The following is a 21,391-nucleotide window of genomic DNA, read 5'->3' as shown; positions in this document are numbered from 1 at the left end:
GCATCCGCCCCTGCCGTGAAGGCGATGTCGGACGACCAGGTGCTGAAGCTGTTCGAGGAGGGTTCCTACGACCTCGTCCCGCACGACAACATGCGCAAGACCATCGCGCGCCGCCTCGTCGAGGCCAAGACCACCATCCCGCATTTCTACCTGACGCTCGACTGCGAGCTCGACGCACTGCTGGCGCTGCGCACGCAGATCAATGCGGCGGCCCCGATGAGGAAGACGGATAAGGGCGACGCACCGGCCTACAAGCTGTCGGTCAACGACATGGTGATCAAGGCGATGGCGATGGCGCTGAAGGCGGTGCCGGATGCCAATGCGTCGTGGACCGAAAGCGCCATGGTCAAGCACAAGCATGCCGATGTCGGCGTTGCCGTGTCGATCCCCGGCGGCCTGATCACGCCGATCATCCGGCATGCGGATGAAAAGACGCTGTCCACCATCTCCAACGAGATGAAGGATCTGGCGAGCCGCGCCCGCAGCCGTAAGCTGAAGCCGGAAGAATATCAGGGCGGCACTACGGCCGTCTCCAATCTCGGCATGTTCGGCATCAAGGACTTCGCCGCCGTCATCAACCCGCCGCATGCGACGATCCTGGCTGTCGGTGCGGGCGAAGAGCGGGCGGTGGTCAAGAACGGCGAGATCAAGATCGCCACCGTCATGTCGGTGACGCTGTCGACCGACCATCGCGCCGTCGACGGTGCCCTCGGCGCCGAACTGCTGGTCGCCTTCAAGCGGCTGATCGAGAACCCGATGGGCATGCTCGTCTAGACGCTTGTCGTAGGCCGATGCCGATGATGCGCCGGCTTACGATGGAAACGACTTGTCAGGCGTCTACCCTTGACCCATGTTCTAAGCTCTTTGCCTTGACGCAATTCCGGACGGAAAACCGCTTCACACTTTTCTTGGAATTGCTCTAGGTGGATTGCGACCAAGGGAGGCCAAAGATGCCCGCATTCGATCCGTCTGATGTCAAAACCCTGTTCGGCAAGGTTATGGGCGCGTCGCCGTCCGACATCAAGCTGGTGGCGCAGCGCCTACACGATCACGCATTCGAGCCGCGCATGTCGGCGGAGGAGACCAGGCAGCTTGTCGTCAGCCTCGGCTATGACAGTCTCGATGCATTCTGTGCCGCCATCGGCCTGCCTGCTCATATTGCCGAGCGCTGGAGCCGTTTTGGCGTTTCCGGCGAAATGAAGCAGGTGTTCACCCTGCTGGCGGCCCAGCGCAAGCGTGTGGCCGAGGCGATCGCCGAATTCGAATCCATGACCCATGTCGGCGTTGAGGATTTTTTGCGCGAGCGCGGCCTCATTTAGCGCCAACCGGCGATCTGGTCTCAGCCACCTTTGGCAAGCAACGCCGTGGCGGTGTCGCCGTCGGTGATCAGCACATTGGTGCTTACGGCCTTCAGTGCGGCCAGGATCGCCGCTACCTTGCGTCTTCCGCCGGCGGCGAGCACGACATTTGGCACTTGGCCAACCATTTCGAGATCAATGGCCATGACGCGGCCGTTGACCTCGTGGTCGACCAGCCTGCCGGCGACATCGACGAAGTAGCACAGCATGTTGGCGACCGCGCCTTTGGCCTTCAATGGCGCGATCAGCGATGACGGGACGATGCCATGCCGGAAGATGGTGGCGTCCGGCGACATGTCGCCGACGGTGAGCAAGGCGATATCGGCGGAAGCTGCCCGCCGGCGCACATCCTGCAGTGTCGGCTGTGCCCACAGGAGATCGCGCAGCGAAGGATCGTCGACCATCACCGGCGCGGTGATCTGGTAGCTGTCGACCTCGAAGACATCGGCGACCTTTGCGGCGACGATCGACGGGTTGATCCATTGCGAATGCGGCAGGCTGCCGACAAGTGCCACCACCGAAGCGCGTTTCAGCTGTCGGCGGGCGAGGAATCCCAGGCTTGCATGCAGCGTCGCGCCGCCGCCGATCGCCAGCGTCATGCCGTCCTGCATCTGCTCGCCGAGATAGGCGGCGACGGCATGGCCGATCGCCTTTTCCAGATGCTCGTGCGCCGAAGGCGTCGGGATGACCACCGCGGCATTGAGGCCCCAGCGCTTTTCCAGTTCCCGTTCGAGCGCCACCTGTTCGGCGGTCGGCGCGTTGATCATGGTGACGACGATGCCTTCGGCCGTGCAGGCAGCCAGGGTGCGCATCACCTTCACCCTGGAGACATCCAGCTTCTCGGCGATCTGTTCCTGGGTGAAGCCCTCTACATAGTAGAGCCAGGCCGTCTTGACGTTGAGATCGGAGGACACCATCGGCAGGCGGGCCGGCGTGGGCTTTTCTGTGGGCATCTGTTCTAGTCCCTCATCAGTCATGGCTGGCCGCGTCGCCCTCATCGGAGAAACGCCGGCCGCATGTCAACCGCATGCCGGTTTCAGCCACGCCGATTGTCGCACATATCTGTTCATTTGTAATTGACATTGTACATATGAACATATTTTGTGGGTTTCACGCGCTGTGTCATCCACCAGTCATATGCGCCGTGCAGGGAGGAAGAGACGGGGAGCCGGCCAGGGCCGGTCCGGTCATGCACAGACAAGACAGGAGGTCTCATGAAGACGCACTTCATCAAGCTGCTGGCCAGCCAGCTGGCGCTCGCGGCAACTTTGTTTGCCGGCGTGGCAAATGCCGAAACACTGACGCTCTACACATCGCAGCCAGAAGCCGACGCGGCCAAGACCGTGGATGCCTTCAAGAAGGCGCAGCCCGGCATCGACGTAACCATCTATCGCTCCGGAACCAGCGATATCCTGACCAAGATGGCGGCTGAGTTCGCCGCCGGCAGTCCGCAGCCCGATGTGCTGTTGATCGCCGACGCGGTCTCGATGGAGCTGTTGAAGAAGGACGACCGGCTGATGGCCTATCCCGAGGCCAAGCTCGACGGCATCGAGGCGGATGCCTATGATGCCGACAAGACCTATTTCGGCAGCAAGCTGATCACCACCGGCATCGTCTACAACACCGCGGCCGCGCAAAAGCCCGAGCATTGGGCCGATCTTGCCAAGCCCGCCTACGCCGATGGCCTGGTCATGCCGAGCCCGCTCTATTCGGGTGCGGCCGCCTACCTGCTTTCAGGCTTTGCCGGCGATACCAACTATGGCTGGGATTTCTTTCAGAAGCTGAAGACCAACAACACCGTCAGCGTGCGCGGCAATGGCGCGGTGCTGAAGTCGGTGGCATCGGGCGAGAAGCCCTATGGCATCCTCGTCGACTTCATGGCGATGAACGCCAAGAAGAAGGGCTCGCCGGTCGAGTTCGTATTCCCCTCGGAAGGCGTGCCGGCGGTGACGGAACCGGTCGCCATCATGAAGACGGCCAAGAATGTCGACGGTGCCAAGAAGTTCGTCGACTTCATTCTGTCGGATGAAGGCCAGAGGCTGGCGCTGTCCATGGGCTATCTGCCGGCCCGTGCCTCGGTCGGCCGCCCCGACTGGCTGCCGGAGGGCGTCAAGGTCAAGGTGATGCCGTTCGACACCAAGGCAATCGTCGCCAAGACCGACGCCGACAAGGCGAAGTTCCAGGAACTGTTCGGCGGCTGAGCCGGCAAATCGCGGTGGGATGCCGATTGGCGGCATCCCACCGCATCGATCCAGGAAACGCAATCATGTCGACACGCATCAGGGAGAGCCGGGGTCAGGAAATGGCCCTGACGGCGGCGGTAGCCGTCGTCATCGTGCTGCTGTCGCTGTTGCCCATGCTGCGCCTCGTCAAGGAGATCGTGGCGCCCGGCGGCACCGTGTCGGATGTCGCCATAAAAGCCGGACTTGCCAGCCCCGCCACCTGGATCGCCACCTGGCATACGCTGGTCGTGGGCATCGGCGGCACCTTGCTTGCCGTGCTGTCGGGAACGCTGGTGGCGGTGCTGGTCTCGCTGACCGACATACGCGGCCGCGGTGCGCTGGTGCTGTGTTACGTCATGCCGCTGATGATCGCGCCGCAGGTGACGGCGCTGGCCTGGCTGCAATTGTTCGGCCCGGCAAGTCCCTTCCTCAAGCTGTTCGGCGCGGCCCCACCGCTCGGGACGAAAAATCCGCTCTATTCGACCTCGGGCATCATCCTTCTGCTCGGCGTCCAATATGGCCCGCTGGTGTTCCTGCTGGTGCGGGCCGGGCTGCGCAAGTTGCCGCGCGAGCTGGTCGAGGCCGCGCGGGCCGGCGGTGCCGGCTGGTTCACCGTGCTCGTCACTATCGTGCTGCCGCTGATGACGCCGTCGATCATGGCGGCCGCGGCGCTGGCCTTCGTCTCCTGCGTCGGCAATTTCGGCATTCCTGCCTTCCTCGGCATCCCCGCCAACTATCTGGTCCTGCCGACGCTCATCTACCAGAAGCTGGCCGGCGGTGGTCCGGCCGTGCTCGGCGAGACGGCGTTCCTGTCGGTGCTGATCGGCGTCATCGCGATGGCCGGCATTCTCGCCCAGGAAGTGATGAGCCGCCGCCGCGACTACCGCATTTCCTCGACATCGCTGCCGGCCGAACCCTATGAGCTCGGCCGCTGGCGTGCGGTTGTACAGGCCGGCATGTGGCTGCTGATCGTGCTGGTGCTGTTCCTGCCGTTGTTCGGGCTGGTGCTGACGTCGCTGGTCCCGGGCTACGGCATTGCGCTGACCGCCAAGACGGCGACGCTCGACAATTACCGTTTCGTGCTGTTCGAGCACGATGCCGCCAACCGCGCCTTCTTCAACAGCTTCTGGCTGTCGATCGCCGCCGCCTTCTTCGCGGTCGTCGTCGCCGTGCCGGTCGGCTATCTCATCGCTTGGGGCAAGCAGCGCTGGGTGCGGCTGCTCAACCTTTCGGTCGAGCTGCCCTATGCCTTGCCCGGCGTGGTGCTGGCGATCGCCTCGCTGCTGCTTTTCCTGCGCCCGATTCCGCTCACCGGCATCCAGCTCTACAACACGGTCTGGATCATCCTTTATGCCTATCTCGCCCGTTTCCTGGTGCTGGCGCTGCGGCCGACCATCAGCGGCTATCATCAGATCGACCGGGCGCTGGAAGAGGCGGCACAGGTGGCGGGCGCGGGCCTGTTCACGCGCCTGCGCACCATCGTCTTTCCGCTGGTGGCGCCGGCGGCGATCGCCGGCGGACTTTTGATCTTCATGACGGCGCTCAGCGAGCTCACCGTCTCGGCGCTGTTGTGGTCGTCGGGCTCGGAAACCATCGGCGTTGTAATGTTTTCCTTCGAGCAGGGCGGCGATTCCAACTACGCGGCGGCGATGTCGGTGATCACGGTCGCCGTCACCTTTGTGCTGATGCTGGTGACCAATCTGCTTGCCCCCTACCTTCCGAGCGGAGTTCTGCCATGGCGCGATTGAGCCTGGACCACGTGACCAAGAGCTTCGCCGATTTCGATGCGGTCAAGGACGTGTCGATCGATGTCGCCGACGGCGAGTTCCTTGCCGTGCTCGGGCCTTCGGGTTGCGGCAAGACGACGTTGTTGCGCCTCGTCGCCGGTTTCGAGAAAGTGACCTCGGGCGAAATCCGCATCGGCAGCGATGTCGTGTCCAACAGCGGCGGCAGCGTCGCGCCGGAAAAGCGGCGCGTCGGCATCGTCTTCCAGAATTACGCTCTGTGGCCGCATATGACGGTGGCCGAGAATATCGGCTATTCGCTGAAGGTGGCGAAGCTCGACAAGGCGGTGGCGCGCCAGAAGGTGGAAGACGCGCTCGCCCTGGTCAATCTGCAGGGGCTGGGTGAGCGCGGGCCTGCCAATCTCTCCGGCGGCCAGCGCCAGCGCGTGGCCCTGGCGCGATGCCTTGTCGCCGCGCCCTCACTGGTGCTGTTCGACGAGCCGCTCGCCAATCTCGATGTCCACCTCAGGGCCTCGATGGAGGATGAATTCTCCGCTTTCCACAAGCGCACCGGCACCACCATCGTCTACATTACCCACGATCAGGCCGAGGCGATGGCGCTGGCCGATCGCATCGCGGTGATGGACCATGGTCGCCTGGCGCAGCTGGCGACGCCGCGCGAACTCTACCATGAGCCGGCAAATGAGATGGTTGCCTCCTTCATCTCGCAAGGGATTTTGCTCCCGGCCGATGTCCTGACCGGCGAAGAAGGCGGCCATTGCAAGGTCAGGGTTCTCGGAACCGAACTGGTGGTCCGCTGCCGGCCCGGTCAGCGACCGCGCGCCGGCGCGAAGATCTGCTGCAGGTCGGCCGATCTCGACGTCTCGCCGGACGGCCCGGGCTTCGACGGGATCGTCAAACGGGTGATTTACCAGGGCGGTGGCGCGCGCATCGAATTCGCCCCTGCGGCTGGTCCTGACCTGACCTTGCATTTCGAACAGCCCGATCCGGTCGTCTTGGACAGCGGAGCCCAGGCGCGGCTGCGCATAAAGTCCGGCTGGCTGATCCCGGCGGGGACGGCATCGTGATGATGCTCGACCTGCTCGGCGGTTTTGGCGAAAAGGGCCGCACCAGTCTCGCCGTCAACAGCGTTAATAACCGTATCCTGCTCGATGTCGGCATCAAGGTCGGCGCCGCCGGGGCGGACTATTATCCGGCGCTCGACGGGCCGGTCGACGACATCGATGCGCTGTTTTTCTCGCACGCGCATGAGGATCATATCGGCGCGCTGAGCTGGCTGTTGTCGCGCGGTTATGCCGGTCCGATATTCATGACGGCCGAGACCCGCGCAGAGGCGCCGGCCACGCTTGCCGCCTATGCCGAACCGGATGATTTCAGGCGCTTTCCGGTTCCGGACCATCGTATCGAGATCTTCGAACCCGGCGACACGCTGCGGACCGGCAATCTCACGGTCAGGACCGGACGGTCTGGGCATGTCGTGGGCGGCGTCTGGTTCGCCGTCGATGATGGGAAAAGCCGCGTCGTCTATACGGCCGACGTGGTGCCGGACAGCAATGTGTTCGTCATGGACACGATCCCGCACTGCGATCTTCTGGTCTTCGATGCGTCCTATGGCGCCGATCCGGTGCCGGGGGCGGCTCGGGCTCGCGAAATTTCCGAATGGGTGGCGAGGCATCCGCAAGGATGTCTGCTACCGACGCCACTGTCGGGGCGGTCGCTCGAATTGATCGCGGCTCTGCCGGGGCCCTTCGCCATCCATGCCGGCATGCGTTCGTCCCTGGAAGCGCAGATTGGCGCTACGGGGGCCTTTCTGCCTGATGTTTCCGAACTCTTGCGTTCCCGCCTGGCAAGTGCCGCCGACTGGACCGATGCCGATCCCTTGCCGCCGCTGCCGTTGCTGGCCGATGACGGCATGGGCGAGGCCGGCCCGTCGTCGCGGCTGTTGCCGCGCGCCGACGAGGCCGGGCTTCCGGTGCTGCTCACCGGTCATCTTCCGGCGGGTTCTCCGGGCGATCTTCTGCACAGGGCCGGCCGGGCGGACTGGGTGCGCATGCCCACCCATCCGACGCTGTCGGGCAATATCGACATCTGGGAGAAGGCAGGGCGGCCCGAAGCGCTGGGACATTCCTGCCCCACCGATCTTCTCGCTGACCTCAAAAACCACATCCCGTCGCTGCGCACGCAATGCCGTACCGGCCAGCGCATCACGGTGCCGCAAGGAAGCAACAATGAGAATCCTGATCTGCAACGATGACGGCATCGAAGCGCCGGGGCTTGCCCGTCTCGTCAACGCGGTCACCGGCCTGAGCGACGATGTCTGGGTGGTGGCGCCCGACGGCAAGCGCACCGCCGCCGGCTCGTCGCTGACGATCGCCAGGCCTTTGACGATGCAGCGCGTCAGGACGAACTGGTATTCGTGCTCCGGCACCCCGGCCGATTGCGTGGTCAGCGCGATGACGTGGCTGTTCGCCGAGGCGAAGAAGCCGGATCTGGTGCTGTCGGGCATCAATGACGGCCGCAACGTCGCCGAGGACCTCGCCTATTCCGGCACGCTCGGCATTGCCCGGGAGGCAACCTTCTGGGGCGTCCCGGCAATCGGGTTCTCGCGTGTGAAGAATCCCGATCTCGGCGATGGCGACGACCAATGGCTCGGCATGCTGATCGCTTCGCTGTGGCAATCGCGCGCCCACTGGGCGACGGAGGGTCATTGGCTCAGCGTCAACCTGCCGACCGCCTTGCCCGCAGAAATTCGCCAGCCGCGCATCGGCCGTGATAAGATCGGCCGCACCGCCAAGGTGATGGAAAGCGACGGCGATCGCACGGTTATCACCGTGCCGCGTGGTCGGGCCCATGCAAGTCAGCCGGGCGACGAAAACGAGGCGATCGATGCCGGCTTCGTCGGCATCAACCGGCTGAACTGGTTTGGCGAAACGCGGCTCGACGAACAGTTTCTGGGTGGGATTTCGCGCTGATCTTCCTGCGATCACCAAGCTGTCAGCGGCGAGTTCGCGCCAGTTGAGTGCTTATGCTTGAAGCTGCCGCTATTTCATTCCACATCGGAAGGGATGAAGGGCGAGACAGGAGAACAGCGTCGGAATCTGTTGTGGGGCATTCCCGCATCGCTGATCCTGCATGCCTTCATCGTGGCGGCCCTCGTCTACGGCCTGGCCAAGCCTCCGCAACAGCAGCAGGAGGAGCAGCCGGTCAATGTCGCGATCGTGCCTCCGCCCGATCAGCCGAAGCCGAAACCTGTTCCGCCGCCGCCGCCAAAAGTAGCCAAAGCCGAAAAGCCGCCGGAACCCAAGGTCGAAAAGCCGCCCGAGCCGCCGCCAAAGCCGGAGAACGCCCCGGTTCTGAAGCGCGTTTTTCAATATGGCGAGAAGGATACCGGGCCTGAGAAATCTCTCGACGGAGGCAGCGCTCAACCCAATGCGCCGTCGCTGGCCAAGGAGGCCGCGAAGCCGCCAGTCGAACCGAAATCCGCCCCGAACCAGTCCGCCCCCGCCGCAAATCCCGAGCAACAGCCAGATTCCGCCAAGGCTCAGGAGAAGCCGGTAACCGCCTCGCCGGACGTCAAGCCCGCGCAAAACGACGAGAAGCAGCCAACGGAGGATGCTGACAAACAGCCGGACCAACAGGAGGTGGCGCCGCAAACCGACGAGAAGCAGGCCGTCGTGGCGCCAAAGCCATTGGCAGCCGAGGCCGGCGACAAGCCAGCACCGCCGCCCTCTGCCGAAAAGGCAAAGCCCAGACCTGCAAAGACGATGAATTTCAAATCCGCGCGGGCCTTCAAGGCCCCAAGCGGCAAGGCAGGGAAGTCAAGTCCCGCGAACACTGCCGCAGCAGGATCGCCGATCTATTCCGGCCTTCCGGGTGTTCGAAAACTTTACTCGCAAGGCGCTACCGGCGATGCGCTGGCCGCAAGCTCCATGGAGAACGTGCCGCGCCCTCAGCGCGTGGCCAACCTTTGCGGCAACGTTTTGAGCCAGGAATTGCAGAGTGCCGACTATGCCATCAAATGGGTGCCAAATAACCCGCTGGACGCAGGCAATGTCCTCAACCCGCCGCAGGCCGCCTTCAGCACCAGAACCCAATGGTATAATCTGAACTTCCGGTGCGAGGTCGACGACAATGCGACGAGGGTCCTGTCCTTCAACTTTCGCGTCGGGTCATTGATTCCGCCCGGCGAATGGGCGGGACGTAAATTAACTCGGTGGCCACTGAATTAGGCCGGGCAGGCCGGGTCCGTACAATTGCCTCCCGGGGTACAACGATCCAAGTCGACAAGCTGTCAGCGGCGAAATTCCGCAAATCCAATGCCCATGCTTGAAGCTGCCGCTATTTCATTCCACATCGGTCGGGATGAAGGACGAGGCACAAGAACGGCGTCGGTATCTGTTGTGGGGCATTCCCGCATCGCTGATCCTGCACGTGCTCGTTGCGGCGCTCCTGGTGTATGGCCTGTCCGTGCCTCCCCAGCAGCCGCAGGAGGAGCAGCCAGTCAATGTCGCGCTCGTGCCTCCGCCCAATCAGCCGAAGCCGAAACCTGTCCCGCCGCCAAAGCCACCAGTGCCGAAGGTTGAAAAACCACCCGAGCAGAAAGTTGAAAAGCAGCCTCCACCGGAAAAGCAGGCGCGGAAGCCGCCGCCAGTCGAGGTCCTGAAACCTGTTTTTCAGTTCGGCGACAAGGATGCCGGTCCGAGGAAATCCCTGGATGGAGCCAGCGCTCAGGACGGTTCGCCGTCGCCGGTCAAGGATGACATTTCGAAGCCGCCCGTCGAGCCGAAGCCGGCAGACGATCAGCCTGTCATGCCGCCAGACAGCGAGCCGCAGGCAGATCCAACCAAGGCCGACGAGAAACCGGTAACCCAGCCGACGGACGCGAAGCCCACACAGGATGCGGACAAGCAGGCGGCGCTTGACGCCGCCAAGCAAGAAGGCGCGGTGCCGGCGCCTTTGGCTGCCGATGGCGAGATCGAGCTTCCCATGTCGGCCGAAGCGCCGAAGCCCAAACCCGCGAATGCGCCGAAGTCTAGCCCCTCGAAGGTCTCGAAGTCCGCATCGCAGCGCGCCCCGGGCATTCGCAAACTTTACTCGCAGGGCGCTATCGGCGATGCGCTGGCCACGACTTCGATGGGCGGTGTGCCTCGCAATGAGCGTGCTTCCCTACTTTGCGCCAGCGAGTTGCAACAGCAACTGGTGGATGGCTCCTATTTTCCTTATCAGTGGCCGAAAGTTCCGCTGAAGGGGGGCAATGTCATCGACGCTCCGGATGTCGCCTTCAGCACGACTACCACATGGTACCATCTAAGCTTCCGGTGCGAGGTCGACACCGATGCGACGAGGGTCTTGTCGTTGAACTTCCGTGTCGGCGCTGAGATTCCACGCAGCGAATGGCCGCGGCCTCTGTAGTTTCCGCCAGCCTACGCCGGTACGCCGAGCGTGGACAATTGCCGGCTGACTTCATGCCAGTCGGCACAGACGAAATCGGCACCGGCCGCCGTCAACCGCGCGGCATGTTCGGCATAGGTGTGGCCGCCGCCGGTATAGCCGATCGCTGTCATGCCGGCGGCAACCGCGCCCTGGATGCCGAAGGGCGAATCCTCGATGACGATGCAGTCGGCCGGGTTTGCGCCCATCCTGGCGGCGGCGAACAGGAAGATGTCCGGCGCCGGCTTGCCGTTCTTGACCATCGAGGAGCTGTAGATCGCATCGCCGAAGAAAGGCGCCAGCCCAGTGACGGCAAGGCTGTGGTTTATGCGTTCGACGGACGATGACGAGGCGACGCAGCGGTCACCCACTAGCGTCTCCAGAAACGCGGCGATCCCTGGCGTCGGCTGCAATTCCTCGGTGAACAGCACCTTGGTCTCGGCCCAGATGTCGCCGTCGGCGGCCGCTGGAAACTGGTGGCCGGTCAATTCCCTGATCCTGACGATGATGTCGGATTGCTTCATGCCGACGCATTGGGCGATGATGCCGCCATGGACGCCGGGCATGCCGTGCTTTTCATAGACGCGCTCATAGGCCCTGGCGGCCAGCGGCTCGCTGTCGACGAGAACGCCGTCGCAGTCGAAAATGACAGGCCTTGGTCGCGCCACGCGCTTCTCCCGGAAAAAATTTCGCACATCGCTATCGGCAAAAAATCAAATGTTCAATAGCGCGATGTGTCGAGAGCGGTTGGACGCGCGGCGGCGCGCGGTCAAAGCTGGCGCAGCGCATCGCTGGCGCGGGAGGATCCCAATGCCCGCTGCATGGCTTGCCGGGACTGTGCGCGGTCCGGCGTGAGCCAGTTCGGTTCCGCACCGAGGAAGCGGTCAAGGAAAGCCACGGCGTAGGCCGGCATTTCGGTGACGTTCTCGCGATAGGACCACCAGGTGCGCAGATCGTCGGCGCATTTGTCGATGCTGGGCGCCGCGCCGAACTCCTGCTCGTAGATCGCTGAAATCACCGAGACGCAGTAGTTGGTGTAGAGGAAGCCTTCCGGCCAGAAGCGGATGATTTCAAGCGTGCCGGCATTCTGGTCTGTCTCGGTTAGCTGGGCCAGGCCGGAGATTTCCCTGGCTGGCGCCTGCTTGATCAGCTCGCGCAACACAAGGCCGGCGGCAAAGACGATGAAGTCGGCGCGGTCTATCGCGGCAAAGCGCTTCTGGGCCTCCATGACTTCGACCCAGTCGAGAAACGCCCTTGTCAGCTTCGCCTCGTCGATCTCGAAACGCACGCCGAATGTGTCCGAGACGACCTTGGCGCTGCCGCGGAAAGTGGCGCGGAACCAGCGCAACTGCCGCAACCGGTGGCGCAGGTCGGGCATAAGGGCCAGTTCATCCCTGAAGGGCAGTTCCATTGCATATATCCCGTTTGGCGACAGGCTAGCACAGCCGTGCCGCCGCCGAAATCGGCCGGCGGCCCTGTGGATGACCGACAGCAACATCAATATCATACATATTGACATTCTCGGAAACAAATGTTCTCACTTTGCTGTTGTCGCGTGCCGGTCCAAGGTGGGCTTCAACGAAGGCTTCGGGAGGAGAACCGAATGGCGATTTGGCAGTGGGGACTGCTTCTGCTGGTTATTGTCTGGGCGCTGCAGTCGCTCGGCGTCTGGCTGCAGATGCGGCACTATTCGGACGTCTTCCGCGGCGTCACCGACCAGTACAAGGATGGCTTCGTCGGAGCCGGGAATTTTCGCGGCCGGCTGGCCAAGGGCACCATCGCGCTCGTCGTGGTGACGCCTGACCTGATCGTGCGCCGCGTTATGGTGATGAGCGGCCGTTCCGTCTTCACCAAGTTCAAGAGACATGAAGAATTCGAGGGTGTTCCCCTCGATCGACTCCGGTCCAACCCTGCGATCATGGGGGAGGGGGAACCCGGTGTGGCCGAGGCCGTGAAGCGGGCGATCGAACAGATCGACAAAGCACGGTCGGAGCCGGGGAAGAAGCCGGGTCTATCCGGTTTGAACGTAGCAAGGGCCTAGAGTCGGATGATTTCAGATCAAATTAATCTGAAATCTGAATCCGCCTCTAAATCAAAGGGTTAGAGCATGATGTCGCCCGAAAACCGTTTCACACTTTTCGGCATCATGCTCTAGAGGACGCCGCGCACCGACTGGGATAACCGGCGGGCGGCATAAGGAGGAGAAATGTCTGTATTTTCGTTGTTGGCGCAGCATGCCGACATGGCCGTGCACAATCTGCATGTCGCAGGTGCCATGGTCTCGGATGCTGCTTTGCATGGCAAGCTCGCCGTCGAGCATGCTTCCGATCATCTCGTTGTCCTTGCGCAAGCTGACAGCGGACCCATCACCGTCGATCAATTCAAGGAGAAGCTGAAGGACGTCCAGCAGGAAGAGCAGCTCGGCTGGCTGACCGCTATCGGCAAGTACTTCATCGGCATCTTCCAGAAGGGCGGCGAAGTGTTCGCCGGCTTCGTCACCGGCATCATTCCCACGCTTGTGGTGCTGATGACCGCCTTCTACGCGGTCACCGAACTGGTCGGCGAAGAGCGCGTGCATGGCCTTGCGCGCGGCGCCGGCAGGATTGCCTTGACCCGCTATACGCTGCTGCCGCTGCTGGCAGTGTTCTTCCTCACCAATCCGATGGCCTATACGTTCGGATCGTTCCTGGAAGAAAAGCACAAGCCGGCCTTCTATGACGCGGCCGTGTCCTACGTGCATCCGCCGCTTGGCCTGTTCCCGCACATCAATCCCGGCGAATATTTCGTCTGGGGCGGCATTCTCGTGGCTCTGCTCGAGCTAGAGAAGAAGGGTGTCGTCGTCGCCGGTTACCACGTCAAGGTGGCGATCTGGTACGCCATTGTCGGCCTCGTCGTCATCCTGCTCAAGGGCATGCTGACCGAGCGCATCACCACCATCATGGCACGCCGCCAGGGCGTCGAGCTGTAAGGGCGGGGAGGACATCATGGCCAAGACATTCAAAGCCGTAAAAATCTCCCGGGGCAACACAGGCTGGGGCGGCCCGCTCGTCATCGAGCCGACCGCGCAGCGCGACAAGGTCGTCTCCGTCACCGGCGGCGGCATCCATCCAGTCGCCCAGCTCATCGCCGACATGACCGGCGCGACGGCCGTCGACGGCTTCAAGGCGCCGCCGGTCGAAGGCGAGATGGCGGTGGTCGTCGTCGACTGCGGCGGCACCGCACGCTGCGGCGTCTATCCGCGCAAGCGCATTCCGACCGTCAATCTGACGCCGGTCGGCCAGGCTGGGCCGCTCGCCCAGTTCATCACCGAGGACATCTACGTTTCGGGCGTGAAGCCGGCCAACGTCACAATGGCGGACGGATCCGAGGCGGTCACCACTGCGGGGGGAGCAGCATCGATGAGTTCAAGCAACAACAATGCAACCGCGGCGCCACAGCCGCTGCCGAGCGAAGGCGGGCTCATCGGCCTGATCAGCTCGATCGGCCGCGTCATGGGCCGGGTGGTCGGTATCTTCTTCAATTCCGGCCGCCGCACGATCGACCAGGTGGTGCGCAACGTGCTGCCGTTCATGGCCTTCGTGACCATGCTCATCGGCCTGATCCTCTACACCGGTATCGGCGACGTGCTTGCCCAGCCGATGGGTCCGCTGGCCAACAACATCGTCGGCCTGCTCATCATCTCGGCCATCTGCGGCCTGCCGTTCCTGTCGCCTATCCTGGGACCAGGCGCCGTCATCGCGCAGGTCATCGGCGTCGCCATCATCGGCCCGCAGATCGCCAACGGCACGATTTCGCCGGCGATGGCCCTGCCGGCGCTGTTTGCCTACAATACCCAGGTGGGCTGCGACTTCGTGCCGGTCGGCCTGGCGCTTGGCGAAGCCAAGCCGAAGACGATCGAAATCGGTGTCCCGGCGGTGCTCATCAGCCGCCAGATCATGGGCCCGGTCTCAGTGCTGATCGCCTGGGTCGTCAGCCTGATCGTGTTTTAAAACACCAACAACAACGAGGTTCGCCATATGTCGGTTCTTCTCAAGACACGGGTCACTGCAATCGGACCCGAAGTGGCGGACCTTGCCGAAGGGGGCGTGGTCATCCTGTTCGCGGATGGCTCGCCGCCCGAGCTTGCCGAAGTCTCCGTGCTGCACAGGACGGAGCAGGGACCAAGTGACGGAGCGCCCGCCAGGGGCGCTTCGATCACCATCGGCCCGGTTTCAGCCGTCATAACGGCGGTCGGCTCCAGCGCCTGGAGCAAGGTGCTCGAAATGGGCCATGTCGTCATTTCGTTCAACGGCGCTCCCGAGGCCGAGAGGCCGGGTGAAATCTGCGCATCGCAAGTCGATGCCCAGGCGCTGGTATCCGCCCTCAAGACAGACGTGATCATCACCATCGCCGCCTGACAGCACAAATGGATGTCGCCCAAAAGTGCGTAGCGGTTTTGGGGTAACGACATCCAAACAAAGAACTTGAAGCGCAACGCGCCCAGCGCCGCGACCCATCTGGTCTTGGCGCCTAAAAAAGCAGAGTATTTGCCATGGAACGCTCGACCATCGTCAGAGTGCATGAAGGTTTGCACGCCCGTCCCGCCACGCGCTTCGTCAAGCTCGCCAAGGGCTTCGAATCCGATGTCGAACTGGTCAAGGACGGCAAGGCGGTCAGCGCCAAGAGCTCCGTCAAGCTGATGCTGCTGGCTGTCAAGGAAAACCAGGAAGTCACCGTGAGGGCCAACGGCGCCGATGCCATCGAGGCGATCGAAGCGCTGATAGGCTATCTCGAGAATCCCAAGGCGGGCCTCGACGACGAAGCCGAGCCACAAAACCCGGCGAACGATGCCGGGCAGGAAGCGGCGCCCGCATCAGTGCTCCAGTCACCGCCTGCCGGCGAAGCAAATGGCCTGCGCGGCGTCGCGGCCAGCGAAGGCGTGGCCATCGGGCCCGCCTTCGCGCATTTCCCGCCCGAGATCGCCGGACAGGGTCGCTTGCTGCAGGCTGACGAGATCGCCGGCGAGATCGACAGGTTCCGTGCCGCCGTCGCCGCCGTCCAGGCGCGCATGGACCGGGCCCTGGCGCAAGACAGCCTATCGGCCGGGGACCGCGGCATCGTCGCCGCGCTCAGGGATATCGCCGCTGACGACAGCCTGACCGGCGAGGCCGAAAAGGCAATCAAGGGCGGCAATGACGCGGTTTCGGCCGTCATCACCGCCGCCTCCACCATCGCCGCCGATTTCAGCGCCGTGGACGATCATTACCTCAATGCGCGGGCGGACGACGTCCATGCCGTCGGACGGCAGATCTGCCTGGTGCTGCTGGGCCAGGATGACGTCAGCCTCGAAAACATCCCCGAAGGCGCCATCCTCATCGCCGACGATATCGGCGCCTGGGATCTGGCGCGCGCGCCGCTGAAACGCATCGGCGGCGTGATTTGCGGCCATGGCGGCGCCACTTCGCACATCGCCATCATCGCCCGCTCGCACGGCATCCCGGCGGTGCTGGGCCTCGGCGACCAGGTCAATGCCTTGCGCACGGCGCGCGACGTCGCGCTCGACGGCAATACCGGCCATGTGATCATCGACCCCGACGCGGCGACGCGCGCCGACTACGCCGGGCGTGTCGAGGCGGCGGCGAAGGAGCGTGCCGGCCTGACCGCCTTCAAGACGGTGACACCGAAGCGAGCCGACGGCAAGGTGATCGAGGTCGCCGCCAATATCGGCTCGCTGGAGGAAATCGAGGCGGCGCAGGAGGCTGGCGCAATGGGTGTCGGCCTGTTCCGCACCGAGCTTCTGTTCATGCGACACATGCATCTTCCATCGGAGGACATGCAGGCCGAGACCTATGCGGCGTTGGCCAAGGCCTTCGCGCCCTACCCGGTCATCGTGCGCACGCTCGACATCGGCGGTGACAAGCCGATTGCCGGCATCGAGTTCCCCGACGAGGAGAACCCCTTCCTTGGCTGGCGCGGCATTCGCATGTGTCTCGACCGGCCCGATATCTTCAAGCGTCAGCTCAGGGCGCTGCTGAGGGCGGCCGTGCACGGCAACATCAAGGTGATGCTGCCCATGGTGTCCGATATTTCCGAAGTCACGCGGACCCGCGCGCTGGTCGATGAATGCGCCGCCGAACTCAAGGCCGAAGGCATGCCTTACGCCACGTTCGATCTCGGCGTGATGATCGAAACCCCGGCCGCCGTGCTGATTGCCCCGGCACTGGCCAAGGAGGTGGCCTTCTTCTCGATCGGCACCAACGATCTGACCCAGTACATCATGGCCGCGGACCGGCTCAATCCGACCGTGGCCAAGCTCAACGACGTCACCAATCCGGCTGTCATGTCGGCTATCGAGTTGACGGCCAAAGCCGGCGTCGCCGCCGGCATCATGGTCGGCATGTGCGGTGAGGCGGCGGGCCGTCCGGATCTGATTGCGAGGTTCATCGAGATGGGCCTGACCGAGCTATCGATGAGCCCGGCCTCGATCCAGCGCGCCAAGAAGACGATCATGGCCATGGCAGCCGGGGACTAGAACCCGGCGAGTTGCTGGAACTTACGGCAAATGCGCGAGCAAGGTGGCGAAGACCGGTGTCAGTTCAGCGACCGGGCTCGCCTTTGCGCAGGCCTGCGCGATGCGGTCGTGGCGGATATCGGCAGCCAGGATCGCTATCTCCAGCATGTCTGGTTCCGGCGCGCCGTCGCGGCCGGTGGTCGCCAGCCCGCAGGCCAGAACCACCGGCGCCAGACAGCTCATGTCGGGTGCTCGGCCCCCACCGGCCGTCGTTTCCGCCGCGGCGTCGCCAAAGCGGACCGGACGCTGGTTGAGCAACGCGACCAGCAGCGCCGCGCAGGTCGCCGCTATCGCCTGCAGGCCGGCGCCCGGTGCGGTCAACGCAGCCAGGAGATCGCCATGGCGCTTGCGCATCGTGGCATGAGCGGCGGCAAAATCGGCCTCGTGGATGCGGGCATTGTCGATCTTCAGCCCGGCAAGCACGGCCTTGGTCAGATAGTACATGTCGCGCCGGAACAGGCGCTCGGCGCTCAGCTGCCGCTCTTCGTCACCGGCCGGGAAATAGGTGCCGAGGCCTTTTACGGTCGTGCCGTCCACCTTGATCGGGCGCTCATGGGGAACAAAGGATTCGGCGATCGACAGCGCTTCGTCGACGGCGCTGGCGGCATGGCTGAGCAGGCCTTCGATGCCCTTGCCCGGAAACGGCGGCAGGTGGCTGGTCGCTTCGCGCAAAATGCTGGCGTCGCCGCTGCCGTCATGGCGGCTCTGGCGAATGATGTCTCGGACTTCCCGCAACCGGTCCTTCAGGTTGACGCGGACGTCTTCGGAGATTTGTCGGAGCATCGCGGATCGCCTCGAAAGTACCGTGGAGGCCGCCGGCAAGCGGCCGGCCACCGACTCTACATTGTTCCTATCGGTTGGTAGATCAATAGGCGATATTAGACCAGCATGCAGAATCGGCGACGGCACGCTCGTCCGCCGCCGCGGGGGAGGATGATTTGGCCAAGCGACGACAAACCGGAGAGGGGCGGGCCGACGAAGGGCGGGCAGGGTCCGAAGCGACCGAACAGGTCGTCAATGAGAGTCGCACGGATCGTCTCAGGATCCGCGCCGCCTGGATGTATTTCGTCGAGCAGATGACCCAGAACGAGATCGCCGACGTGCTCGGCGTCGGCCGCGTCACTATCGTGCGCATGCTGGCGGAAGCGCGTTCGCGCAACGAGGTGAAGATCACCATCGAGAGCGAGCTCCTGGAGATCGTGCGGCTCGAGCGCGCGCTCGAAAGGACCTTCGGCCTGCAGCAGGCGCTGGTGGCGCCGCTTACCGCCGCCAATGCCGATCCGATCCCGGCGATCGCAGCCAAGACCGGCATGTACTTGTCCGACGCGATGAAATCCGGCATGCGGGTGGGCGTCGGCTGGGGCGTGACGCTGTTCCACACTTTGCCGTACATCAGCGCCAAGTCGCTGGCCGACTTCAGTGTGATCTCGCTGCTTGGCGGTGTCGGCGTCGCGCGCCGGGTCAATCCAGCCGAGTTCGCCTGGCGCTTCGCGCAGATCTTCCAGGGTGACGGCTATCTGATGCCGACGCCGGCCGTCGTCGACAGCGTCGAAACCAAGATCGCCCTGGTCGAGCGTTGCGGCCTGCAGGAGATATTTGAAATGGCCGACGCGCTTGATGCCGTACTGCTCAGCGTCGGCGGTATCGCTTCAGCCACCACTTTCTCGCGCGGCGGCTTTCTCAAGGAGGCGGATCGCGAGGCCCTGCTTGCGCGTGGCGCCGTCGGCGACCTTCTGTTCCATTTCTTCGACCGCAATGGCGATCTGGTCGATCATCCCGTCAACAGCCATGTGATGTCGGTGGATGTCGACCGCCTGCGCAAGGCACCGATCCGCATTCTCACTTCTGGCGGCGAGGAGAAGACGGAGGCGCTGCTCGGAGCCATGAACCTGATCGCGCCGACGATCCTGATCACCGACGAGGAAAGTGCCAGGCGCATGCTCGAGGCGGTCAGCGGAAGCTGAACGAACCCGTGATGTAATCGGGCCAGGCCTGCTGCTCGTCGAAGACGGCGGCGAGATCCGGTGTCTCAGCCAATATCCCGCTGAGAACCAGCGCCGTGGCGATGCCGGCGACGTTTCCGCCTGCTATGTCATGTTCGACGCTGTCGCCGACGCAGACCACGCTGCCGCGGTCCGGCTTGCCGGCGAGCGCAAGCGCCGCCTCGAAGATCGCCGGATAAGGTTTGCCGATGCGGGTGACGCCGCCGCCGAGGTCTTCGTAAAGATCGGCGATCTCGCCGGCGCCGAAGCGGGGTCCGACCGCCGTCAGCATGATCCTGTCAGGATTGGTGCAGAAGCACGGCAACTTTCGCGCCGCAGCCGGGGCAAGCAGCCGACGATAGTGGTCGAGATCGTAACGGTCGCCCTCGCTGGCCGAGATCAGCACCAGTTCGGCGTCGTCGCCGGCTTCCGTCAGCACGAAGGGCAAGCCTTCGATCGCCGTGCGGTCGCCGTCGCGGCTGATCAGCAGGCATTTTGTCCCTGGACTGAGCTTTCCCGATGCCGCCATGTCATTGAAGGATTGCCACGCCACCTCGCCGGAGGAGACAAAATGGTCCCAACTGCCGGCGGCGAAGCCGAGTTTCAGCAGGCGATCCTCGTTGGGCTTGGCGCGCTTGCCGGAATTTGAGATCAGCACCACCGTCTTGCCGGCGCGCTTCAGCGCCGACAATGCCTCCACCGCTCCGGGATAGGGAGCCTGGCCGTCATGCAGCACGCCGAACTGGTCGAGCAGGAAGACCTGGTAGCGCTCGGCCAGCGGCCCGATGCCGTCGAGGCGCTCTATGGCTTTCGCAGTCATGGCAGTCCCGCTTTGTTTGCGCCCTTCAGCGCCAGCCGCGCCGTGCCGGCGGCCGCCTCGTCGGAAAGTGTGGGCAGGAAATCGACGCCGAGCTTGCGCCGCCGGATTGCGGTCCAGGCGGCATTCGCCGCGCCGCCGCCGACGCTCCTGACCGATGTAAGCGCCGGCGCGCCGAGCTCCGCCAGCCTGCGGTAGCCGAGCGCTTCGATCGCCGCCATGCCTTCGAGCATCGCCTTGAGGTAGTCGGCGTCGCCAGCCGGCCTCGGTGTAAGGCGCGGCGGCAGGGTCGGATCGGCGATCGGAAAGCGCTCGCCAGCCGCGCCCAGCGGATAATAGTCGAGCCCGGTTTCGGTCGTGGGATCGATCATGGCGCTGAGTTCGATGATCCGCGCCAGCGGAAAGTGCTGAGCCAGCACTTTCCCGCCGGAATTCGACGCGCCGCCCGCCAGCCAGGCGTCGCCAAGGCGATGGCTGTAGATGCCGAAGCGCGGCGCCGAGATCGGCCGGTCAGACAGGATCTTGATGGTGAGCGAGGATCCAAGCGCCGTGACGCCGTCGCCGGCGGCCGTGGCACCGGTCGCCAGGAACGAGGCGCAGCCATCGGTGGTGCCGGCGACGACGGCCACATCGCGCGGCAGGCCAAACAGTTGCGCGGCGGCCGCGGTGAGCCTGCCGGTGACATCGCCCGGCTCGACGACATCGGGAAGCAGGTCCATGTGCATGCCGGAGGCCGCGATCCAGTCCGGCCAGCGGCGGGCCTCGACGTCATAGCCCGTCTTCAGCGCATTGTTCTCGTCGCTGACGTCGAAACGACCGGACAGGTTTGCGGCGATCCAGTCGGCCTGGTGCAGCACGGCGGCGATATCGGGCAGGTGCTGGAACCGCAGGGCCTTGGCAAGGCCGGAAGTCGCGCCGTGAGCGGCGCTCGCTTTCGGCGCCTCGCGCGCGATGGCGGCCAGGATGTCGGTGTCCGCCACCTTGTCGTTGTACATCAGCGGTTCGGCCAGGGGCCGCCCGGCGGCGTCGACCGGCAGCAGCGTTCCGGACGTGCCGTCGACCGCGATGGCGCGGACCGCCGCGCTGTCGATGCTGGAAAGCAGCTCCGTCAGAGCCGCCTGGACCGTCAGCCACCAGACCGATGGGTCGCGGGGATTCCGGCCGAATCTGTCGAGGCGGACCGCGGCCTGGCCGGCGATCGAAAAGTCCGGGCGCATGGCGACGGCGCGCGCCCCGGACGTACCGATGTCGATGCCGATGACAAGGGGCATCATGTGTTGCGTCCTT

The 21,391-nt window shown here is 64.1% G+C and carries 21 protein-coding genes; 15 read left to right on the top strand and 6 right to left on the bottom strand.

The window, feature by feature from the left end:
- Positions 1-774: 2-oxo acid dehydrogenase subunit E2 (locus tag A3AU_RS0118295; RefSeq protein WP_027054156.1), on the top strand; the 774-nt coding region annotated here is incomplete at its 5' end.
- A 176-nt stretch (positions 775-950) separates the two neighbouring features.
- Positions 951-1,319, top strand: a complete 369-nt coding sequence (locus A3AU_RS0118290; protein WP_027054155.1) for a hypothetical protein — start codon at positions 951-953, stop codon at positions 1,317-1,319.
- Positions 1,320-1,339: 20 nt separating this feature from the next.
- Here A3AU_RS0118290 and A3AU_RS0118285 read toward each other — a convergent pair whose 3' ends face one another.
- Positions 1,340-2,311: a sugar-binding transcriptional regulator gene (locus tag A3AU_RS0118285; RefSeq protein ID WP_027054154.1), complete on the bottom strand. Its 972-nt coding sequence runs from the start codon at positions 2,309-2,311 to the stop codon at positions 1,340-1,342.
- Positions 2,312-2,572: 261 nt separating this feature from the next.
- On the opposite strand from A3AU_RS0118285, the gene A3AU_RS0118280 reads away from it, so the two are divergent.
- From A3AU_RS0118280 to A3AU_RS0118250, 7 genes are all read left to right on the top strand, one after another.
- Positions 2,573-3,559 (top strand): ABC transporter substrate-binding protein, encoded by a 987-nt coding sequence (locus tag A3AU_RS0118280; RefSeq protein ID WP_027054153.1) that lies wholly within the window; start codon positions 2,573-2,575, stop codon positions 3,557-3,559.
- Positions 3,560-3,624: 65 nt separating this feature from the next.
- Complete coding sequence (locus tag A3AU_RS0118275; RefSeq protein ID WP_027054152.1) at positions 3,625-5,328, top strand: ABC transporter permease; 1,704 nt, start codon at positions 3,625-3,627, stop codon at positions 5,326-5,328.
- A complete protein-coding gene (locus A3AU_RS0118270; protein ID WP_027054151.1) occupies positions 5,316-6,392 on the top strand; it encodes an ABC transporter ATP-binding protein in 1,077 nt (358 codons plus the stop codon). The genes A3AU_RS0118275 and A3AU_RS0118270 overlap by 13 nt, the downstream gene beginning before the upstream one ends.
- Positions 6,392-7,579: an MBL fold metallo-hydrolase gene (locus A3AU_RS0118265; RefSeq protein ID WP_032917619.1), complete on the top strand. Its 1,188-nt coding sequence runs from the start codon at positions 6,392-6,394 to the stop codon at positions 7,577-7,579. Before A3AU_RS0118270 ends, A3AU_RS0118265 begins: the two co-directional genes overlap by 1 nt.
- A complete protein-coding gene (gene surE / locus A3AU_RS0118260; protein ID WP_027054149.1) occupies positions 7,554-8,297 on the top strand; it encodes a 5'/3'-nucleotidase SurE in 744 nt (247 codons plus the stop codon). The genes A3AU_RS0118265 and surE overlap by 26 nt, the downstream gene beginning before the upstream one ends.
- 93 nt (positions 8,298-8,390) lie before the next feature.
- A complete protein-coding gene (locus A3AU_RS0118255; protein WP_027054148.1) occupies positions 8,391-9,554 on the top strand; it encodes a DUF930 domain-containing protein in 1,164 nt (387 codons plus the stop codon).
- Positions 9,555-9,651: 97 nt separating this feature from the next.
- Entirely contained in the window at positions 9,652-10,737 is a 1,086-nt protein-coding gene (locus tag A3AU_RS0118250; RefSeq protein ID WP_418001070.1) for a DUF930 domain-containing protein, read from the top strand.
- An 11-nt stretch (positions 10,738-10,748) separates the two neighbouring features.
- On the opposite strand, the gene A3AU_RS0118245 is transcribed toward A3AU_RS0118250, so the two are convergent.
- Together A3AU_RS0118245 and A3AU_RS0118240 are read right to left on the bottom strand one after the other, a co-directional pair.
- Positions 10,749-11,423 carry an HAD family hydrolase gene (locus tag A3AU_RS0118245; RefSeq protein WP_027054146.1) on the bottom strand — a complete coding sequence of 225 codons (675 nt, stop codon included), beginning with the start codon at positions 11,421-11,423 and terminating at the stop codon, positions 10,749-10,751.
- A gap of 101 nt (positions 11,424-11,524) precedes the next feature.
- Positions 11,525-12,166, bottom strand: coding sequence for a hypothetical protein (locus A3AU_RS0118240; RefSeq protein ID WP_027054145.1), 642 nt, complete (start codon positions 12,164-12,166; stop codon positions 11,525-11,527).
- 192 nt (positions 12,167-12,358) lie between these two features.
- Here A3AU_RS0118240 and A3AU_RS0118235 point away from each other — a divergent pair, with 192 nt between their 5' ends.
- The 5 genes from A3AU_RS0118235 to ptsP all read left to right on the top strand — a co-directional run bounded on the left by A3AU_RS0118235 (position 12,359) and on the right by ptsP (position 17,266).
- Positions 12,359-12,796, top strand: a complete 438-nt coding sequence (locus tag A3AU_RS0118235) for a transcriptional regulator GutM (RefSeq protein ID WP_027054144.1) — start codon at positions 12,359-12,361, stop codon at positions 12,794-12,796.
- A gap of 165 nt (positions 12,797-12,961) precedes the next feature.
- A complete protein-coding gene (srlA, locus tag A3AU_RS0118230) occupies positions 12,962-13,723 on the top strand; it encodes a PTS glucitol/sorbitol transporter subunit IIC (RefSeq protein WP_027054143.1) in 762 nt (253 codons plus the stop codon).
- 16 nt (positions 13,724-13,739) lie between these two features.
- Positions 13,740-14,744, top strand: coding sequence for a PTS glucitol/sorbitol transporter subunit IIB (srlE, locus tag A3AU_RS0118225; protein ID WP_027054142.1), 1,005 nt, complete (start codon positions 13,740-13,742; stop codon positions 14,742-14,744).
- Between the two features lie 27 nt (positions 14,745-14,771).
- Positions 14,772-15,152, top strand: coding sequence for a PTS glucitol/sorbitol transporter subunit IIA (locus A3AU_RS0118220; RefSeq protein WP_027054141.1), 381 nt, complete (start codon positions 14,772-14,774; stop codon positions 15,150-15,152).
- 134 nt (positions 15,153-15,286) lie between these two features.
- Positions 15,287-17,266, top strand: a complete 1,980-nt coding sequence (gene ptsP, locus A3AU_RS0118215) for a phosphoenolpyruvate--protein phosphotransferase (protein ID WP_027054140.1) — start codon at positions 15,287-15,289, stop codon at positions 17,264-17,266.
- Positions 17,267-17,287: 21 nt separating this feature from the next.
- Here ptsP and A3AU_RS0118210 read toward each other — a convergent pair whose 3' ends face one another.
- Entirely contained in the window at positions 17,288-18,088 is an 801-nt protein-coding gene (locus A3AU_RS0118210) for a hypothetical protein (protein WP_027054139.1), read from the bottom strand.
- A 155-nt stretch (positions 18,089-18,243) separates the two neighbouring features.
- On the opposite strand from A3AU_RS0118210, the gene A3AU_RS0118205 reads away from it, so the two are divergent.
- A complete protein-coding gene (locus tag A3AU_RS0118205) occupies positions 18,244-19,269 on the top strand; it encodes a sugar-binding transcriptional regulator (protein WP_027054138.1) in 1,026 nt (341 codons plus the stop codon).
- Here the strand turns inward: A3AU_RS0118205 and A3AU_RS0118200 are convergent.
- On the bottom strand, positions 19,256-20,107 hold the full coding sequence (locus A3AU_RS0118200) for a TIGR01459 family HAD-type hydrolase (RefSeq protein WP_027054137.1): 852 nt from the start codon (positions 20,105-20,107) through the stop codon (positions 19,256-19,258). The two genes, A3AU_RS0118205 and A3AU_RS0118200, sit on opposite strands and share 14 nt — an antisense overlap.
- Entirely contained in the window at positions 20,104-21,378 is a 1,275-nt protein-coding gene (locus A3AU_RS0118195) for an FGGY-family carbohydrate kinase (protein ID WP_027054136.1), read from the bottom strand. Before A3AU_RS0118195 ends, A3AU_RS0118200 begins: the two co-directional genes overlap by 4 nt.
- Between the last annotated feature and the right edge of the window lie 13 nt (positions 21,379-21,391).

The sequence above is a fragment of the Mesorhizobium erdmanii USDA 3471 genome (assembly GCF_000472705.1).
GTDB classification, from domain to species: domain Bacteria; phylum Pseudomonadota; class Alphaproteobacteria; order Rhizobiales; family Rhizobiaceae; genus Mesorhizobium; species Mesorhizobium erdmanii.
This window is presented reverse-complemented; position numbering and strand designations above follow the sequence as displayed.

Coding starts and splice junctions, on each gene's coding strand:
- A3AU_RS0118290 (WP_027054155.1), top strand. CDS start 951: ATGCCCGCATTCGATCCGTCTGATGTCAAAACCCTGTTCGGCAAGGTT.
- A3AU_RS0118285 (WP_027054154.1), bottom strand. CDS start 2,311: ATGCCCACAGAAAAGCCCACGCCGGCCCGCCTGCCGATGGTGTCCTCC.
- A3AU_RS0118280 (WP_027054153.1), top strand. CDS start 2,573: ATGAAGACGCACTTCATCAAGCTGCTGGCCAGCCAGCTGGCGCTCGCG.
- A3AU_RS0118275 (WP_027054152.1), top strand. CDS start 3,625: ATGTCGACACGCATCAGGGAGAGCCGGGGTCAGGAAATGGCCCTGACG.
- A3AU_RS0118270 (WP_027054151.1), top strand. CDS start 5,316: ATGGCGCGATTGAGCCTGGACCACGTGACCAAGAGCTTCGCCGATTTC.
- A3AU_RS0118265 (WP_032917619.1), top strand. CDS start 6,392: ATGATGCTCGACCTGCTCGGCGGTTTTGGCGAAAAGGGCCGCACCAGT.
- surE (WP_027054149.1), top strand. CDS start 7,554: ATGAGAATCCTGATCTGCAACGATGACGGCATCGAAGCGCCGGGGCTT.
- A3AU_RS0118255 (WP_027054148.1), top strand. CDS start 8,391: ATGAAGGGCGAGACAGGAGAACAGCGTCGGAATCTGTTGTGGGGCATT.
- A3AU_RS0118240 (WP_027054145.1), bottom strand. CDS start 12,166: ATGGAACTGCCCTTCAGGGATGAACTGGCCCTTATGCCCGACCTGCGC.
- A3AU_RS0118235 (WP_027054144.1), top strand. CDS start 12,359: ATGGCGATTTGGCAGTGGGGACTGCTTCTGCTGGTTATTGTCTGGGCG.
- srlA (WP_027054143.1), top strand. CDS start 12,962: ATGTCTGTATTTTCGTTGTTGGCGCAGCATGCCGACATGGCCGTGCAC.
- srlE (WP_027054142.1), top strand. CDS start 13,740: ATGGCCAAGACATTCAAAGCCGTAAAAATCTCCCGGGGCAACACAGGC.
- A3AU_RS0118220 (WP_027054141.1), top strand. CDS start 14,772: ATGTCGGTTCTTCTCAAGACACGGGTCACTGCAATCGGACCCGAAGTG.
- ptsP (WP_027054140.1), top strand. CDS start 15,287: ATGGAACGCTCGACCATCGTCAGAGTGCATGAAGGTTTGCACGCCCGT.
- A3AU_RS0118210 (WP_027054139.1), bottom strand. CDS start 18,088: ATGCTCCGACAAATCTCCGAAGACGTCCGCGTCAACCTGAAGGACCGG.
- A3AU_RS0118200 (WP_027054137.1), bottom strand. CDS start 20,107: ATGACTGCGAAAGCCATAGAGCGCCTCGACGGCATCGGGCCGCTGGCC.
- A3AU_RS0118195 (WP_027054136.1), bottom strand. CDS start 21,378: ATGATGCCCCTTGTCATCGGCATCGACATCGGTACGTCCGGGGCGCGC.